The organism is Paractinoplanes lichenicola, from assembly GCF_016785085.1.
Taxonomy (GTDB): Bacteria; Actinomycetota; Actinomycetes; order Mycobacteriales; family Micromonosporaceae; genus Actinoplanes; species Actinoplanes lichenicola.
The window spans coordinates 85,368-100,574 of record NZ_JAENHO010000004.1; the positions used below are offsets into that span (position 1 = coordinate 85,368).

The window sequence follows — 15,207 nt, forward strand, 5'->3', positions numbered from 1 at the left end:
GATCCCCCGTGACTGTTCCCAAGCCGACCACGGCCGACATCTCCGCCCTCGCGCAAGAGCTCGGCTACCCGGCCGTCGCCGAGGCCGCCAAGGAATACACCGCGATGATCACGGGCATGCTCGGGATCTACGACGCCGTCGAGGCCGTCCCCGAGCCCGCGGTTCTGCCCGGGCGCGGGGCCGTCGCCTACCGCGTGCCCTCGGCCGAGGAAGACCCGCACCACGCCTGGGAGGTCCGCGCCTCGATTCCCGGCGCCGCGGCCGGCCCGCTCGCCGGGGTCCGGCTCGGGGTCAAGGACAGCATCATGGTGTCCGGCCTGCCCATGGCCAACGGCTCCGACGTGCTGGCCGGCTTCGTGCCGGCCGGGGACGCCACGGTGGTCACCCGCGCTCTCGAGGCGGGCGCGGAGATCGTCGGCAAGACCACCAACGAGTATTTCTGCATGTCCGGGGGCAGCCACACCGCGTACAGCGGGCCGGTCCACAACCCGCACCGGATCGGCACGTCTTCCGGCGGGTCGTCCAGCGGCAGCGCCGTGGCCCTGGTGACCGGCCAAGCCGACATGACACTCGGGGCCGACCAGGCGGGGTCGATCCGGATGCCCGCCTCCTGGTCCGGTGTCGTCGGGCTCAAGCCGACGTACGGTCTGGTGCCGTACACCGGCATCGCGCCCTTGGACGGATTCTTCGACCACGTCGGACCGATGACCCGCACTGTCGCCGACAACGCCCGCTTCCTCACCGTCCTCGCCGGACCGGACGGCATCGACCCCCGGCAGAGCGGCGTTCGCGCCGGCGACTATCTGGGTGCGCTCGACCACGGCGTACGCGGGCTGCGGGTCGGAATCCTGCGGGAGGGTTTCGGGGGTCCCGACGCCGAAGCCGCGGTCGACCACACCGTGCGGGCGGCGGCCGAGTCGCTGCGTGACCTCGGAGCTGTCGTCGAGGACGTCTCGGTGCCCCTGCACGCGCTCGGTCCGGCGCTCTGGACGGCGATCGCGATCGAGGGGATGGCCGAGACGGTGCTGCGCAATCAGGGGTTCGCGTTCGGCCGGGCCGACCACTACCCGGTGGACATGATGCGGCACCTGTTCGACCGGCGTGACACCGTCGCCGGGCGGCCCGCCAACGTCATGCTGTTCACGCTGGTCGGCCGCTATGTCGACGCTCACCAGGGGCGCCTGAACTACGCCAAGGCGATCAACCGCACCCGTACGCTGCGCGCGGCCTACGACGAGGCCCTGCAGCGGTACGACGTCCTGGTGACGCCGACGACGCCGCAGACCGCCCGCCCCCTGCCCGACCCCGCGGCCGGGCCGGGCGCCTCGGTGCAGGCCGCGATCGAGATGTCGGCCAACACCACCCCGTTCAACATCACCCACCACCCGGCCCTCAGCGTCCCCTGCGGGACGGCCGAGGGGCTCCCGGTGGGCCTGCAGCTCGTCGGCCGCCACTTCGACGAGGCGACGCTGTACCGAGTCGGCCGGGCCCTCGAACAAGCCTGAACCCGCGGCCGTTCAGTGCACGGGCTGGACGCGTTCCGCCGTCGGAGGTAGGGCGAGCGGCAGTCCGAGGGCCGCGAAATGTTCGGGTCCGATGAACGAGGTGACCTCGCACACCAGGGGGCCGCGCAGCGTGAGGACGTCGATCGACCAGGCCCGGAACTCGCCGCCGGGTTCGGAGCGCAGGTAGCCGCCGATCGCCGGTTGGCCGTTGGCGCTGATCGGCTCCGAATGCCGCCATTCGCCGCAGCCGGTCAGTGGTACTTGGACGGCGAAGTCGGTGACCGCCGGCAGCCCCGAATACCAGTGTGGCAGTGGTGGCATGGACCAGGTGACGTCCTCGGTGAGCAGCGAGACCAGCAGGTCGGTGTCGCCCGCCTCGAGGGCACGCGAGTAGGTCGTCACCGCCTCGCGCAACTTCGCGTCGCCGACCTGGCGCAGGGTCCGCTGCTGGCTCACCGGGGGCACGCGGGCCGACACCATCGTGCGGGCCCGGGCCAGTGCCGAGTTGACCGAGGTGGGGGAGGTGTCCATCATCGTGGCGATCTCGCCGGCCGAGAAGCCCAGCACGTCGAAGAGCACCAGCGCGGCCCGCTGGTTGCCCGGCAGGTGCTGGAGCATCGCGACGAACGCGAGCTCGATCGCTTCGCGCTGCTCGTAGCGCGCTTCCGGCGTCGCGGTCCCCGAGCTCAGACCCAGGTCCCCGTACGGCCCGAGCCACGCGGTCTCGGCCGACGGGGCATCGTCGAGGACCGTGGACGTGCTGGCCGGCCCGAGATCCATGGGCAGTGCCCGCCGCGAGCGGGATTCGGCCGCGTCCAGGCAGACCCGGGTGGCGACGGTGTAGAGCCAGGACCGCAGCGAGCTGCGCCCCTCGAAGCCGGTCAGCCCGCGCCAGGCCCGCAGCAAGGCTTCCTGCAGGGCGTCCTCGGCGTCGTGGGCCGAACCGAGCATCCGATAGCAATGCGCGTGCAGCTCGCGGCGCAGCGGCTGAACGAGAGCGGCGAAGGCCTCCTCGTCGCCCGTCCGGGCACGGTCCAGAAAAATGTCTTGGCTCACCCGACGATTCTGCCCGGTCGCCGCCGTCACTACCCATGACGACCGTTCCGACCTGGGAGGACTTCCCGATGACCCACCTCAGCCGAACCGACGCCGACCTCTACTACGAGCTGCGCGGCGACGGACCCCTGGTGGTGCTGGCCGGGGCGCCGATGGCCGCCGGGGCCTTCGCCGCCCTGGCCGGCATGCTGGCGGCCGACCACAGCGTGCTGACCACCGACCCGCGCGGCATCGGCCGCAGCTCGGTGCGCGACCGGGACGCGCCGTCCACCCCGCGGGAGCGCGCGGCCGACCTGGCCGCCCTGATCGATCACGTCGGCCGGGGCCCGGCGAAGCTGGCGCTGGGTTCCAGCGGCGGGGCGGTCAGCGTGCTCGCCCTGGCCGAGCGGCATCCGGAGAGCGTGGATGCGGTGGTCGCGCACGAGCCGCCTCTGCTGGAGGTGCTGCCCGACCGCGAGGCCCTGTGGGCCGGCACCGAGGAGATGCTGGCGATCTTCGAGACCGGCGACCGGCTGGCCACGTTCCGCAAGTTCATGGAGGTCGCCAACCTGCGACTGCCGGACGAGGTGGTCGAGATGATGGCCGGTGGTGAGCCGTCCGAGCAGGAGCTGGCCGACGACGCCTTCCAGTATCGGAACATGTATCGCGGCACGGTCGGCTTCCGGCCCGACATCGAGCGGCTGCTCTCGGTGCCGACGCGGGTGCTGATCGGCCTGGGCGAGGACTCGGCGGGCGAACTGTGTGACCGCTCGTCGCGCGCCTTGGCGGCGATGCTCGGCCGCGAGCCGGTGATGTTCCCCGGTGGCCACATCGGCTTCGCCGAGGACCCGGCCGCCTTCGAGCCGGAGCTGCGCAAGCTGCTGTGACGCCCGGGAGCCGGCCGGGCGTGGGCGGCGGAGCTCTGCGGGGAACACCGACATACCGTTGTCGCGCCGGCGTCCGAGAGTGGGCGCATGACGGAGAGCACGAACCCCACGCCCAGTTCCCCCGCCCGGCACTCGCTCGACCTGTGGCTGACGATGTGGAACACCGACGGTGGCATCGCCCGGCAGATCTGCGCCGACGACTTCCGCATTCACTTCGCGGTGACCGAGCGCGACGGGTCGACCCCCGCGGACGACATCCGTACGGCGGAGGACTTTGCGAAGTATCTCGACTGGTGGCATGAGCAGAATCCGGGCGTCGTCTTCACGCGGATCGCCGACGCGATCGACGGCGAGCACGGCCGGTTGCTGTGGGACGTCGACGCGGCCGGCCGGCGCGCGGGTGGCGTCGACGTGTTCGACTTCGCCGGGGACGGCCGGATCCGGCGGGTCTGGTCCGTTGGCGGACAGCGGAGCATGCGGAGCTGACGTACGACACCGGACACGTTTGCCAGACTCGAGTGATGAAGCGCGCCGAACGGCAGTACGCCCTGGTCGACCTGCTTCGTGGGGCGCGCCGGCCCTGGTCCGCCGCCCGGCTCGCCGGCGAGTTCGGAGTGTCGTCCCGCACCATCGAGCGCGACATCGGATCGCTCCAGCTGGCCGGGGTGCCCATCTACGCGGATCACGGGGCGGCCGGGGGCTACTCGATCCTTCGCGAGTACTCGCTGCCGCCGCTGAACCTGTCGGCCACCGAGTCGCTGGCGGTGCTCGCCGGGCTCGCCCTCCTGGATTCCTCGCCGTATCAGGGGGCGGCCCGTCGGGCCCGCGCCAAGATCGCCGCCGTCATGCAGGAGGAGCATCGCGCACCCGTGCAGGAGATGCTCGGGGCGATGCAGGTCATCGACGCCCGCCCCCTGACGGACGACGTGGTGCCGCTCGGGATCCTCTCCGATGTGATCGCGGCCCGGCGGGTGGTGCGGCTCACCTACCTGGGGGAGAACGAGGACGGCGGGCCGGATCCCACCACCAGCACGGTCCGCGACGTCGAGACGATGGGACTTCTGCGCGCGGGGGACGCCTGGCTGCTCACGGGGTGGTGCCGGCTCGTGACGCGATCCGCGGCTTCCGCATCGAGCGAATCACCCGGCTCGAGATCCTGGGCGAGGTGCCGCCCCCGCGCGACCCGGCGTTGCTCGAGGCCGACCAGGCCCGGTGGCCGACCCGGAACCTCGCCTGACTCGCCGCGGCCTACCCACCCGGAAGGGGTCCACCGACCGGCCTCCTCGGCCACCCGTTCTGCGCCACGACCTGTCCGCTAGATCCACTTCCCGGATCGGCAGGCGACCGTTTCTTAGGGCAAGAAGCGAAATGAACGGGTATGAGAGGATTCTGATGAACAAGCTCACTCGCGCCCTCACCCTTGGCGGGTTCGGCGTTCTCACCGCCCTGACCGTGGGCATGGGTCCGGCTCAGGCCGCCCCGGCCGCGCCCGCGGCCCCGGAGAGCAAGGCCACGGCCAGCCACAACGTGTGGCGAGGCGAGAGTCAGGTCGTCGGCTTCTACCGGTCGTTGCGCGCCTGCCAGCTGGCCGGCGTCTACGGCGAGCGGAGCGGCGCCTGGGACGACTTCGACTGCACCCCCGTACGCTTCGGGCCTCGCCGGGGCGCCTGGGCCCTCGACGTCGCCGACTACGACAACTGGAACTCGTTCGGCTTCGGCCGGCCGTTCCAGGTCATCCGGGGCTTCCCGGCGCAGTTCCGGCCCGTCTGGGCCGGCCAGTTCCGGCAGGGACGCCCGGGCCAGTTCCGGTTCTTCCGTCCGGGCACGCACCGCAACGACTGGATGCGCGACCGGGACCGCCGTCACGGTGGCCGGGACCACGACGGCCGTGGCGGCCGGGACCGCAACGACCGCAACGACCGCGGGGACCGGGGCAACGACCGTAACGACCGCGGGGACCGCAACGACCGCGGCAACCGGGGCTGACCTCACTACCCGTCGAACGCCCGGCTCCGCGACAGGAGCCGGGCGTTCGGGCCGTTAGTTGCATGCGCGTTCTATCCGTGTCGGCTGATATTCTCGCGGCGAGGTGAAGCACGATGGGGATTTCTGACGACGCGGTCGAGGTGCGGGCCCAGGGCTGGCGCCGGCTGGCCGCCCTGCACGGTTTCATCGAGTCGGCTTTGGAGCGTGAGCTGCAGGCCGAGCATCAGCTCTCGGTCGTCGAATACACCGTGCTCGACGCGCTGAACCGGCAGGACGGCTGGCACATGCGGATGCAGCAGCTGGCCCGCGCGGCCGCGCTGTCGGGCAGTGCGACCACGCGGCTCGTCAACCGCCTCGAGGACCGGGGCCTGCTGACGCGCATCCTGTGCGCCGACGATCGCCGCGGCATCTACACCGAGCTGACCGCGGCCGGGCAGAGCCTGCTGGAGCAGTCCCGGCCCACCCACGACCGGGTGCTCGAGCGGCTTCTCGACGAGGCGGAGGAGGTGCCCGAGCTGCGAGGCCTCGCGCGCCTGTTCCAGGCCGCGGTCGCCTAGCGGAAGCCGAGGCGAGCGCGCCTGTTCCGGGCCGCGGTCGCCAAGCGGAAGCCGAGCCGAGCGCGCCTGTTTCAAGCCGCGGTCGCCTGACGGAAGCCGCGGCGGTAGGGCGCGGGAACGGGCGGTGTCGCGCCGACGGCCTGGGCCGCGCGGATCGGGAAGTTGGGGTCGCGCAGCATCTCGCGGCCGACCAGCACGACGTCGGCCTGCTCGGTGAGCAGGATGTGCTCGGCCTGCCGGGCCTCGGTGATCAGCCCGACCGCGCCGACCGGAAGCTTGCTGCCCGCGCGGACCGCCGTGGCGAACGGAACCTGATAGCCCGGCCCGGCCGGGATCGCCGCCGGCACGTTGCCGCCGGTGGAGACGTCGACGAGGTCGACGCCGCGCTCACCCAGCCATGAGGCCACCTGCACGGTCTCGTCGGACGTGACGCCCCCGTCGGCCCAGTCCGTCGCGGACAGCCGGACGGCCAGCACGACCGACTCGCCCGCCTCGTGCCGGACCGCGTCGACGATCTCGAGCAGGAGCCGGGCCCGGTTCTCCAGCGGGCCGCCGTACGCGTCGGTCCGGTGGTTGCTCATCGGCGACAGGAACTCGTGCACCAGGTAGCCGTGGGCGCCGTGGATCTCCAGCAGCTCGAAGCCGGCCTCGACCGCCCGCCGCGCCGCCGCCGCGAAGGCCCGGACGACCTCGGCGATGCCCTGCTCGTCGAGCTCGCGCGGGACCCGCAGGCCGGGGAACGCGACGGCCGACGGGCCGACGGTCTCCCAGCCGCCCGCGTCGAGCGGGATGCTGCCGTCGGTCTGCTCGGTGCCCCACTCGGGCCAGGCGCTGGCCTTGCGTCCGGCGTGGGCCAGCTGGATGCCCGCGACGGCGCCCTGCGACCGCATGAACCGCACGATCGGGGCCAGCGCGTCCCGCTGCTCGTCGTTCCACAGGCCGAGGTCCTTGGGCGAGATCCGTCCCTCGGGAACGACGCCGGTCGCCTCGACGATGACCACGCCGGCGCCGCCCCGCGCCAGCGCACCGAGGTGCACGAGGTGCCAGTCGGTGGCGACGCCGTCGTGCTCCTCCACGGCGTACTGGCACATCGGCGGGACCCAGATCCGGTTGCGGATCTGGATCCCGCGCAACGTGATGGGCTCGAAGAGTCGCTGCGACATGTGGCCTCCCGCCGGTTAGTGCATTCGCCGATATAGCGCGTGTGCAACATTACTATAGGGCGGGTGCAACTATTGCAGGCGCAGGGTTCACAGCAGCTTCTCGATCAGGGCGGCCGCCCGGTCGGCGCCGCCCTCCGCGCGGACCTGCTGCTTGATCTCGGCGCAGCGGGCACGCACGACCGGGTCCGAGGTCAGGGTCAGCAGGTGGTCGCGCAGCTCGGCGGCCGTGACCGTCGCGAGGTCGATCGTGCGGCCGATGCCCAGGGCGGCCAGCTGCTCGGCGTTCTGGAACTGGTCGGCCGCCTGCGGCGCGGCGATCATCGGGACGCCGCAGGAGAGGCCCTCGCTGGCGCCGCCCATGCCCGCGTGGGTCAGGAAGGCGTCCGCCTGCTCGAGGATCGCCAGCTGCGGGACCCAGGAGCGCACCTCGATCGAGGAAGGCACCTCGCCCAGTTCGGCCGGGTCGACGCGGTCGCCGATCTGCAGCACGGTGTGCCAGCCCGGGAGGTCGCCGAACGCCTCGACGCAGCGGCGATAGAAGCCGGGGTGGTTGGTGAAGGCCGAGCCCAGCGAGACGAGCAGCACCCGGTCGGCCCCGGCGGGGCGGCTCCAGGTGCCCTGGGCCGAGCGGTCGCCGAAGACCGGGCCGACGAAGTCGAAGACGGCCGGGTCGACGCGGCCGGCGTGGGGCTGCAGGGCGCGGGGGATGAGCACCAGGCCGCGCTCGGGGCGGCCCTGGAACGCCAGGCTGTCGCGGGTGGCGGAGCCCTCAGCGGTCAGCCACTCGGTGAATCGCGTGTAGTAGCCGGCGCCGCGCGGGTCGGCCCGCATGCCGTCGATCATCGGGGCCATCTCCTGCTCGTAGCCGTCCCAGGCCACGTACGTGGGGGAGAGCTGGACGGCAGGGATGCCCCACTGCTCGCCCAGCAGCCGGGCTGGGGCGCCGGCGATGTCGTAGAGGAACAGGTCGGGGCGATCCCCGGCGTACGCGTCGCGCAGTTGCGGCAGCATGGCGATCGCGTCGTCGAGGAAGAGCGTGAGCTGGTCGATCGCGTCGCCGTTCCACTCGTCGTCATTGGTCGGCAGTCTCGACCCGTACGGCTTGAGCTCGGCCCCGGTGTTCGCGACCGGCTCGGCGAAGCGCGGGTCGTTGGCGTAGGTGACCCGGTGCCCGCGGGCCACGAGCGTGCGGATGACCTCGGCGCTCGGGTTGACGTGACCGTGGAACGGGATGCTGACCATCGCGATGTGAGCCATGTGCGAGACGCTACGTCTCGTCTCGTTCATTCGTCAAGACGAGACGTCTCGTCTCGCATAGGATAGGATGGGCTCGTGCCCGATGCCGCCCGCCGTAACGAGCAGTCCCGCCGCGCGATCCTCGACGCGGCGCTGGCCCTGCTGGCCGAGACCGACTACGCCAAGGTGACGATCGAGGCGATCGCCGCCCGGGCCGGGGTCGGCAAGCAGACGATCTATCGCTGGTGGCGGCGCAAGGGCGAGGTCGTGCTGGAGGCGCTGACCGGGGAGGCGACGCCGGTCGTGCTGCCCGACAGCGGGGATCTCGAGGCCGACCTGCGCGAGCTCGTCCGGGCCACGGTGGCCGAGTTCGCCGACCCACGGCTGTCCGCCACCACCCGGGCCCTGACCGTCGAGATGCTCTCCGACGACGACCTCGCGGGCCAGGTGCGCGACCGGCTGCTGCGGCCCCAGCTCGACGCCGTACGGGATCGGCTCGCCGCGGCGCGCGAGCGCGGTCAGATCCGTACGGGGGCCGATTTGGACGTGGCCGTCGAGCTGATCTTCGGGCCGATCTTCCACCGCTGGCAGCTGCGCACCGGGCCGCTCACCGAGGAGTACGCGGACGGGCTGGTCGACCACGTGCTGGCGGCCGTGCGACCGTGACGGCATGCGACTTTCCATCTGGCCCGGCGCCGGGCAGAGCTACGCGGCCGTCCTCGAGCAGGCGCGGCATGCCGAGGAGACCGGCTGGGACGGCGTCTGGTTCGCCGACCATTTCATGCCCAATGTGGGCCCCGGCGAGGACGACACCGGGCCGGTCCTCGAATGCGGCTCGGTCGTGGCGGCGCTGGCGGCGGCCGTGCCCCGGGTGCGGATCGGCACGCTCGTCTACGGCATCACCTACCGGCACCCGGCCGTGCTGGCGAACATGGCCGCGACCGTCGACCAGATCAGCGACGGCCGGTTCGTGCTCGGCGTCGGCGCCGGCTGGCAGCTCAACGAGCACGAGCAGTACGGGATCGAGCTGGGCTCGCTCAAGGTGCGGATCGACCGGTTCGAGGAGGCGCTGCGGATCCTCGACGGGCTGCTGCGAACGCCCCGCACGACGGTGCACGGCGACCACTATCGGGTGACCGGCGCGGTCAACGAGCCCAAGCCGGTGCAGCAGCCCCTGCCGCTGATGATCGGGGCCAAGGGCGAGAAGCGGATGCTGCGGATCGTGGCCGAGCGGGCCGACGAGTGGAACTGCTGGGGGCGGCCGGAGTTCGTCGCGCACAAGTCGGCCGTGCTCGACCAGCACTGCGCGGACCTCGGGCGCGACCCGAAGACGATCGCGCGGACCGGTCAGGCCCTGACCGTCGTCGACGGGCCGCTGCCGGCGGACGCGCCCCACGTGATCGGCGGGTCGCCGGCCAAACTGGCCGACGACATCGCCGCGTACGCGGGGAACGGTCTGGACGAGCTGATCGTGCCGGACGCCCTGCTCGGCGAGGGCGCGGCCCGGCTCAAGGCGATGGACGCGATCCGGTCGATCGTCAGTGACCTGTGACGATCGCCTCGGCCACGCGGCGCAACTGGGCGTGATCGGGGTGGAAGCCGGCCGCGATGTCCGGGTGCAGGCCGTCCTTCGTACGCTCGAAAAGCTGCGTGGTCACCTGCTCGACGCTCTCCCCGGCGTACGAGTGCCGGGTCTTGTCGGTGGCGGCCTGCAGGGCTGAGGTGAGCTGTTCCTCCAGCGGCCCCCGAAGCTTCTGTTCCACCACGTTGAGCGTGCGCGGATCCAGCGTGACCTGCGGCTCGGCCATTGTTTCCTCCGTTGTAGATCGCGGCGTGACGCCGATACCCATCAGCGTCACGCCGTTAAACGCGCGAACTACCGGCCGCGTTTCACCTCACTGAACGTTTCGATGCGCATCAGGGTGGACACCGAGTCGAACAGGGCCAGCGAATCGTTCTCCGGCGGCACGTCGCCGATGATCGGCCCGTGCAGGCCGCGAGGCGCCCCGTCGAGGTGCAGCACGGGCGAGCCGATGCCCGGGCCGGCGAGTTTCAGGGCCAGCTCATGAGATTCCCGTACGGCGGTCTCCCAGCTCGCGTCATCGAGGATCGTTTTCGCGCCGTCGACCCCGGCCGCCTCCGCCGCCTGCTCGACCAGCGTGTCGTCGAGGGTGGCGCCGTCGTCGTGCACCCGGGTGCCGATCGCGGCGTAGAAGGCGGCGATCGTGTCGTCCCGCTGATCGGCCCGCAACGCCTCGACCAGCCGCAAAGCCCGGAACGAGGCGGTCACGCGGGGCCGGTGCCGGTCGGGGATGTTGTCGCCGTTGAGCACCAGCAGGCTCATGGCCCGCCAGCGGATGGTGAGGTCGCGCGACGGGGCGACCGACACCAGCCAGCGTGACGTGGTCCAGGTGAACGGGCAGGCCGGATCGAAGAAGAACGTGGCTTCCATGCGGGCAAGCGTAGATGCGGAGAATGCATTTCTGGTTTGTTTCGTCACCGTGTGGGGCAGACCAAGCACTGGCCGTCGAGTGATCGTGATCACTTGACGTTTTCTGGCCGGATGGAGGGTCAATGGCGATCAACGACCGACATCCGCAACGGCGCACCCTGCGCGCCCGGGCACTCGCGGCGGGGGCCGCGATGACCCTGATGGCGCCCATGGCGGCCTGCGGATCCGACGACGGGGGAGTGCCCGTCCTCAACTTCTACAACTCACCCGTCGAGAACATGCAGAGCGTCGTCGACCGGTGCAACCAGGAGGCGGCGGGCAAGTACAAGATCTCGTACCAGGTGCTGCCGCGGCAGGCCGACGACCAGCGGGTGCAGATGGTGCGCCGGCTCGCGGCCAAGGACGACAGCATGGACATCCTCGGCATGGACGTGACCTGGACCCAGGAGTTCGCCAGCGCGAACTGGATCCGGGAGATCACCGGGGAGCTCAAGAGCGAGGTCGAGAGCGAGACGCTCGAACCGGCGGTCGCCTCCGCGCAGTACAACGACAAGCTGTACGCCGCGCCGAACAACACGAACGTCCAGCTGCTCTGGTACCGCAAGGATCTGGTGCCCACGCCGCCGAAGACGTGGGACGAGATGATCAAGATGTCCCAGCAGCTCAAGGGTGAGGGCAAGCCGTACCAGGTGATGACCATGGGGGCCCAGTACGAGGGCCTGGTCGTGCTCTACAACAGCCTGGTGGCCAGCGCCGGCGGCAGCGTGGTCGACGAGAGCGGCAAGAAGGCCGTGATGGACGAGGGCGCGCTCAAGGGGCTCGAGACCCTCAAGACGTTCGCGAGCGCGGGCGTGACCAGCCCGTCGTTCTCCAACGCGGTCGAGGACGACGTGCGGCGGGCGTTCCAGTCCGGCGGCGGCGCGTTCCAGCTGAACTGGCCGTTCGTGTGGGCGTCGATGGTGCAGGAGGCGCCCGACCTGGCCAAGAAGGTGGGCTGGGCCCGCTACCCGGCGATCGACGCGAACACGCCCAGCAAGACCACCATCGGCGGCTCCGAGCAGGCCGTCAGCGCGTACAGCAAGCACCCGGACCTGGCGTTCGAGGCGATCCAGTGCCTGCGCGGCCCGGAGAGCCAGCTGTATCTCGCGGTGAACTCGGGCCAGGCGCCGTCGATCGAGGCGGTCTACAACGACCCGTCGATGAACGAGGCCTACCCGATGAAGGACGTGCTGCTGGAGGAGCTGAAGACGTCGGCGCCGCGGCCGCGGACCCCGGCCTACCAGAACCTGTCGACCGTGGTGTCGGCCGAGCTGTCGCCGCCCGCGTCGATCCAGCCGCAGCAGACGGCGGACTCGCTTCGTAAGTCGATCCAGGACGCCATCGACTCCAAGGGGGTGCTGCCGTGAGCGTTGCTACTCGGCCTTCGGTTGATTCTCAGCCTTCCCGGCGCTCCCGGCCCGCGCTCAGTGAGGGCAAGAAGCAGGAGCGCAAGCTCGGCTGGCTGCTCTGCGCGCCCGCGGCGATCGTCATGGTGGCGGTGACGGCGTACCCGATCATCTATTCGATCTGGCTGTCGCTGCAGCGCTACGACCTCAAGTTCCCGGACGATCGGGAGTTCATCGGCCTGGCCAACTACGCGACGGTGCTGTCCAACAACTACTGGTGGACCGCGTTCGGCGTGACCATGCTGATCACCGTCATCTCGGTCACGGTCGAGCTCGTGCTGGGCATGGGGCTCGCGCTGATCATGCACCGCACGCTCATCGGGCGCGGCCTGGTGCGGACCAGCGCGCTCATTCCGTACGGGATCGTGACCGTGGTCGCCGCCTTCAGCTGGCGCTACGCGTGGACGCCGGGCACGGGTTATCTGGCCAACCTCTTCTCACCGGAGGGGGCGCCGCTCACCGAACGGGCCAGCGCCCTCGCGATCATCATCTTCGCCGAGATCTGGAAGACCACGCCGTTCATGGCCCTGCTGCTGATGGCCGGGCTGGCGCTGGTGCCGGACGACCTGCTCAAGGCGGCCTCGATGGACGGCGCCTCCTGGTGGCAGCGGTTCACCAAGGTGATGCTGCCCGTGATGAAGCCGGCCATCCTGGTCGCGCTGCTGTTCCGCACGCTCGACGCGTTCCGGATCTTCGACAACATCTACGTGCTCTCGGCCGGGGCGAACGAGACGTCGTCGGTCTCGATGATCGCCTACAACAACCTGATGAAGGGTCTCAACCTGGGCATCGGCTCGACCATGTCGGTGCTCATCTTCCTCACCGTCGCGATCATCGCCTTCATCTTCGTGAAGCTGTTCGGCACGGCGGCCCCCGGTAGCAGCGACGAGGACGGGAGGCGCTGATGGCCACCGAGACCACCTCCGCCAAGGTCAAATGGGGTCTGCTGGACGCGATCGTCGTCGTGTTCGCGCTGATCCCGGTGCTGTGGATCGTCTCGCTGTCGTTCAAGACGACCGCGACGCTCACCGACGGCAACTTCATCCCGCGCGAGTGGACGTGGGACAACTACAAGCTGATCTTCCAGACGGACCAGTTCGTGCGGGCCCTGATCAACTCGATCGGCATCGCGCTGATCTCGACCGTGATCGCCGTCGTGCTCGGCACCATGGCCGCGTACGCGATCAGCCGGCTCGACTTCCCGGGCAAGAAGGCGCTCGTCGGCGTCTCGCTGCTGATCGCGATGTTCCCGCAGGTGTCGCTGGTGTCGCCGCTGTTCAACATCGAACGCCAGCTCGGGCTCTTCGACACCTGGCCCGGCCTGATCCTGCCGTACATCACCTTTGCCCTGCCCCTGGCGATCTACACCCTGTCCGCGTTCTTCAAGCAGATCCCGTGGGACCTGGAGAAGGCGGCCAAGATGGACGGCGCCACCCAGGGCGAGGCTTTCCGCAAGGTGATCGCGCCGCTGGCCGCCCCGGGCGTCTTCACCACGGCGATCCTGGTCTTCATCTTCTGCTGGAACGACTTCCTGTTCGCCATCTCGCTGACGTCGACCGAGCAGTCCCGCACGGTCCCGGTGGCGTTGTCGTTCTTCACCGGCGCCTCGCAGTTCGAGGACCCCACCGGGGCGATCTCCGCGGCCGCCGTGACGATCACGATCCCGATCATCCTGTTCGTGCTGTTCTTCCAGCGGCGCATCGTCGCGGGTCTCACCTCCGGCGCCGTGAAGGGTTAGGTAGCGATGGCTGACATTGTTCTCGACAAGGTGACCAAGAAATACCCGGACGGGACGACCGCGGTGCACGAGGTCGACCTGGAGATCGCCGACGGCGAGTTCATCATCCTGGTCGGGCCCTCGGGCTGCGGGAAGTCGACGACGCTCAACATGATCGCGGGGCTCGAGGACATCACGTCGGGGGAGCTGCGGATCGGCGGGGAGCGGGTCAACGACAAGGCCCCCAAGGACCGGGACATCGCGATGGTGTTCCAGTCGTACGCGCTGTATCCGAACATGACCGTGGGGGAGAACATGGCGTTCCCCCTCAAGCTGGCGAAAATGGACAAGTCTCTTATCGAGGAGAAGGTGGCCGAGGCGGCTCGCGTTCTCGAACTGACCGAGTATCTGAACCGCAAGCCGGCCAACCTGTCGGGTGGGCAGCGGCAGCGGGTGGCGATGGGGCGGGCGATCGTGCGCTCGCCCAAGGCGTTCCTGATGGACGAGCCGCTGTCCAACCTGGACGCCAAGCTGCGGGTCCAGATGCGGACGCAGGTGTCGCGCCTGCAGAAGCAGCTGAACACCACGACCGTGTACGTGACCCACGACCAGACCGAGGCGATGACCCTGGGCGACCGGGTCGTGGTGATGCGCGGCGGCTACATCCAGCAGGTCGGTGACCCGCAGACCCTGTACGACAATCCGGTGAACCTGTTCGTGGCGGGGTTCATCGGGTCGCCGTCGATGAACTTCCTGGCCGCCAAGGTCGAGGAGTCTCAGCTGCGGACGGCACTGGGGGATCTGCCGCTGAACGACCGGATGCGTAGCGCGCTGGGCGGGGCGTCGCGGGAGCTGATTTTGGGGATCCGGCCCGAGCACTTCGAGGACGCCGGGCTGATCGAGGAGCATCAGCGGGGCAAGGGCTTCGAGTTCACGGCGCCGGTCGACCTGGTGGAGTCGATGGGCTCGGACAAATACGTCTACCTGACCGTCGAGGGCGAGCATGCTGTCGCGGCCGACCTGGAGGACCTGGCCGCGGACGCGGGCGGGGCCGACCTGCCGCCCCAGGACAACCTGGTCACGCGGCTGTCGGCCGAATCCCGCGTGCGCGACGGGTCGGACGCCCGCATCTGGATGAACCTCGACAAGATCCACCTGTTCGACCCCAAGGACGGCCGCAACATCACCCTCGCCGAGGGCAGGACCGTCTCCACTTCCTGACGG

Annotated in this window: 17 protein-coding genes; 12 read left to right on the forward strand and 5 right to left on the reverse strand. The window is 70.3% G+C overall.

Going from position 1 to position 15,207, the window contains the following annotated elements:
- Nucleotides 1-8: 8 nt before the first annotated feature.
- A complete protein-coding gene (locus JKJ07_RS13760; RefSeq protein ID WP_202991906.1) occupies nt 9-1,505 on the forward strand; it encodes an amidase in 1,497 nt (498 codons plus the stop codon).
- Between the two features lie 12 nt (nt 1,506-1,517).
- On the opposite strand, the gene JKJ07_RS13765 is transcribed toward JKJ07_RS13760, so the two are convergent.
- Nucleotides 1,518-2,561 carry a sigma-70 family RNA polymerase sigma factor gene (locus JKJ07_RS13765; protein ID WP_307834251.1) on the reverse strand — a complete coding sequence of 348 codons (1,044 nt, stop codon included), beginning with the start codon at nt 2,559-2,561 and terminating at the stop codon, nt 1,518-1,520.
- Nucleotides 2,562-2,596: 35 nt separating this feature from the next.
- Between JKJ07_RS13765 and JKJ07_RS13770 the strand changes: the two genes are divergently transcribed.
- From JKJ07_RS13770 to JKJ07_RS13790, 5 genes are all read left to right on the forward strand, one after another.
- Nucleotides 2,597-3,427: an alpha/beta fold hydrolase gene (locus tag JKJ07_RS13770; RefSeq protein WP_236028969.1), complete on the forward strand. Its 831-nt coding sequence runs from the start codon at nt 2,597-2,599 to the stop codon at nt 3,425-3,427.
- Nucleotides 3,428-3,514: 87 nt separating this feature from the next.
- Entirely contained in the window at nt 3,515-3,913 is a 399-nt protein-coding gene (locus JKJ07_RS13775; protein WP_202991907.1) for a nuclear transport factor 2 family protein, read from the forward strand.
- A 35-nt stretch (nt 3,914-3,948) separates the two neighbouring features.
- A complete protein-coding gene (locus JKJ07_RS13780; protein ID WP_202991908.1) occupies nt 3,949-4,746 on the forward strand; it encodes a helix-turn-helix transcriptional regulator in 798 nt (265 codons plus the stop codon).
- Between the two features lie 73 nt (nt 4,747-4,819).
- Entirely contained in the window at nt 4,820-5,413 is a 594-nt protein-coding gene (locus JKJ07_RS13785; protein ID WP_202991909.1) for a hypothetical protein, read from the forward strand.
- 113 nt (nt 5,414-5,526) lie between these two features.
- Entirely contained in the window at nt 5,527-5,970 is a 444-nt protein-coding gene (locus JKJ07_RS13790) for a MarR family winged helix-turn-helix transcriptional regulator (protein ID WP_202991910.1), read from the forward strand.
- 71 nt (nt 5,971-6,041) lie between these two features.
- On the opposite strand, the gene JKJ07_RS13795 is transcribed toward JKJ07_RS13790, so the two are convergent.
- Entirely contained in the window at nt 6,042-7,133 is a 1,092-nt protein-coding gene (locus JKJ07_RS13795) for an NADH:flavin oxidoreductase/NADH oxidase (protein WP_202991911.1), read from the reverse strand.
- Nucleotides 7,134-7,220: 87 nt separating this feature from the next.
- Entirely contained in the window at nt 7,221-8,420 is a 1,200-nt protein-coding gene (locus JKJ07_RS13800) for a macrolide family glycosyltransferase (protein WP_438871404.1), read from the reverse strand.
- A 45-nt stretch (nt 8,421-8,465) separates the two neighbouring features.
- Here JKJ07_RS13800 and JKJ07_RS13805 point away from each other — a divergent pair, with 45 nt between their 5' ends.
- The gene (locus tag JKJ07_RS13805) at nt 8,466-9,035 is read left to right on the forward strand and encodes a TetR/AcrR family transcriptional regulator (RefSeq protein WP_202991913.1); all 570 of its coding nucleotides are present in this window, start codon (nt 8,466-8,468) and stop codon (nt 9,033-9,035) included.
- A gap of 4 nt (nt 9,036-9,039) precedes the next feature.
- Nucleotides 9,040-9,921, forward strand: coding sequence for a TIGR03560 family F420-dependent LLM class oxidoreductase (locus JKJ07_RS13810; protein ID WP_202991914.1), 882 nt, complete (start codon nt 9,040-9,042; stop codon nt 9,919-9,921).
- Here the strand turns inward: JKJ07_RS13810 and JKJ07_RS13815 are convergent.
- Together JKJ07_RS13815 and JKJ07_RS13820 are read right to left on the reverse strand one after the other, a co-directional pair.
- Nucleotides 9,908-10,177, reverse strand: a complete 270-nt coding sequence (locus JKJ07_RS13815) for a hypothetical protein (protein WP_202991915.1) — start codon at nt 10,175-10,177, stop codon at nt 9,908-9,910. The two genes, JKJ07_RS13810 and JKJ07_RS13815, sit on opposite strands and share 14 nt — an antisense overlap.
- Nucleotides 10,178-10,245: 68 nt before the next feature.
- A complete protein-coding gene (locus JKJ07_RS13820) occupies nt 10,246-10,821 on the reverse strand; it encodes a DsbA family protein (protein ID WP_202991916.1) in 576 nt (191 codons plus the stop codon).
- A gap of 122 nt (nt 10,822-10,943) precedes the next feature.
- On the opposite strand from JKJ07_RS13820, the gene JKJ07_RS13825 reads away from it, so the two are divergent.
- Genes JKJ07_RS13825 through JKJ07_RS13840 form a run of 4 tightly spaced genes read left to right on the forward strand, consistent with a single transcriptional unit; the run spans nt 10,944 to nt 15,204 of the window.
- The gene (locus JKJ07_RS13825; RefSeq protein ID WP_202991917.1) at nt 10,944-12,227 is read left to right on the forward strand and encodes an ABC transporter substrate-binding protein; all 1,284 of its coding nucleotides are present in this window, start codon (nt 10,944-10,946) and stop codon (nt 12,225-12,227) included.
- Nucleotides 12,224-13,171 carry a carbohydrate ABC transporter permease gene (locus JKJ07_RS13830; RefSeq protein ID WP_307834252.1) on the forward strand — a complete coding sequence of 316 codons (948 nt, stop codon included), beginning with the start codon at nt 12,224-12,226 and terminating at the stop codon, nt 13,169-13,171. The genes JKJ07_RS13825 and JKJ07_RS13830 overlap by 4 nt, the downstream gene beginning before the upstream one ends.
- Nucleotides 13,171-14,004 carry a carbohydrate ABC transporter permease gene (locus JKJ07_RS13835; RefSeq protein ID WP_202991918.1) on the forward strand — a complete coding sequence of 278 codons (834 nt, stop codon included), beginning with the start codon at nt 13,171-13,173 and terminating at the stop codon, nt 14,002-14,004. Before JKJ07_RS13830 ends, JKJ07_RS13835 begins: the two co-directional genes overlap by 1 nt.
- Nucleotides 14,005-14,010: 6 nt before the next feature.
- Nucleotides 14,011-15,204: an ABC transporter ATP-binding protein gene (locus tag JKJ07_RS13840; protein ID WP_202991919.1), complete on the forward strand. Its 1,194-nt coding sequence runs from the start codon at nt 14,011-14,013 to the stop codon at nt 15,202-15,204.
- Nucleotides 15,205-15,207: the final 3 nt, after the last annotated feature.

Excerpts from the sequence above, each read along its gene's own strand:
- JKJ07_RS13840 (WP_202991919.1), top strand. The coding sequence starts at position 14,011 with ATGGCTGACATTGTTCTCGACAAGGTGACCAAGAAATACCCGGACGGG.
- JKJ07_RS13785 (WP_202991909.1), top strand. The coding sequence starts at position 4,820 with ATGAACAAGCTCACTCGCGCCCTCACCCTTGGCGGGTTCGGCGTTCTC.
- JKJ07_RS13795 (WP_202991911.1), bottom strand. The coding sequence starts at position 7,133 with ATGTCGCAGCGACTCTTCGAGCCCATCACGTTGCGCGGGATCCAGATC.
- JKJ07_RS13815 (WP_202991915.1), bottom strand. The coding sequence starts at position 10,177 with ATGGCCGAGCCGCAGGTCACGCTGGATCCGCGCACGCTCAACGTGGTG.
- JKJ07_RS13810 (WP_202991914.1), top strand. The coding sequence starts at position 9,040 with ATGCGACTTTCCATCTGGCCCGGCGCCGGGCAGAGCTACGCGGCCGTC.
- JKJ07_RS13825 (WP_202991917.1), top strand. The coding sequence starts at position 10,944 with ATGGCGATCAACGACCGACATCCGCAACGGCGCACCCTGCGCGCCCGG.
- JKJ07_RS13790 (WP_202991910.1), top strand. The coding sequence starts at position 5,527 with ATGGGGATTTCTGACGACGCGGTCGAGGTGCGGGCCCAGGGCTGGCGC.
- JKJ07_RS13780 (WP_202991908.1), top strand. The coding sequence starts at position 3,949 with ATGAAGCGCGCCGAACGGCAGTACGCCCTGGTCGACCTGCTTCGTGGG.
- JKJ07_RS13800 (WP_438871404.1), bottom strand. The coding sequence starts at position 8,420 with ATGAACGAGACGAGACGTAGCGTCTCGCACATGGCTCACATCGCGATG.
- JKJ07_RS13820 (WP_202991916.1), bottom strand. The coding sequence starts at position 10,821 with ATGGAAGCCACGTTCTTCTTCGATCCGGCCTGCCCGTTCACCTGGACC.
- JKJ07_RS13770 (WP_236028969.1), top strand. The coding sequence starts at position 2,597 with ATGACGACCGTTCCGACCTGGGAGGACTTCCCGATGACCCACCTCAGC.
- JKJ07_RS13775 (WP_202991907.1), top strand. The coding sequence starts at position 3,515 with ATGACGGAGAGCACGAACCCCACGCCCAGTTCCCCCGCCCGGCACTCG.
- JKJ07_RS13835 (WP_202991918.1), top strand. The coding sequence starts at position 13,171 with ATGGCCACCGAGACCACCTCCGCCAAGGTCAAATGGGGTCTGCTGGAC.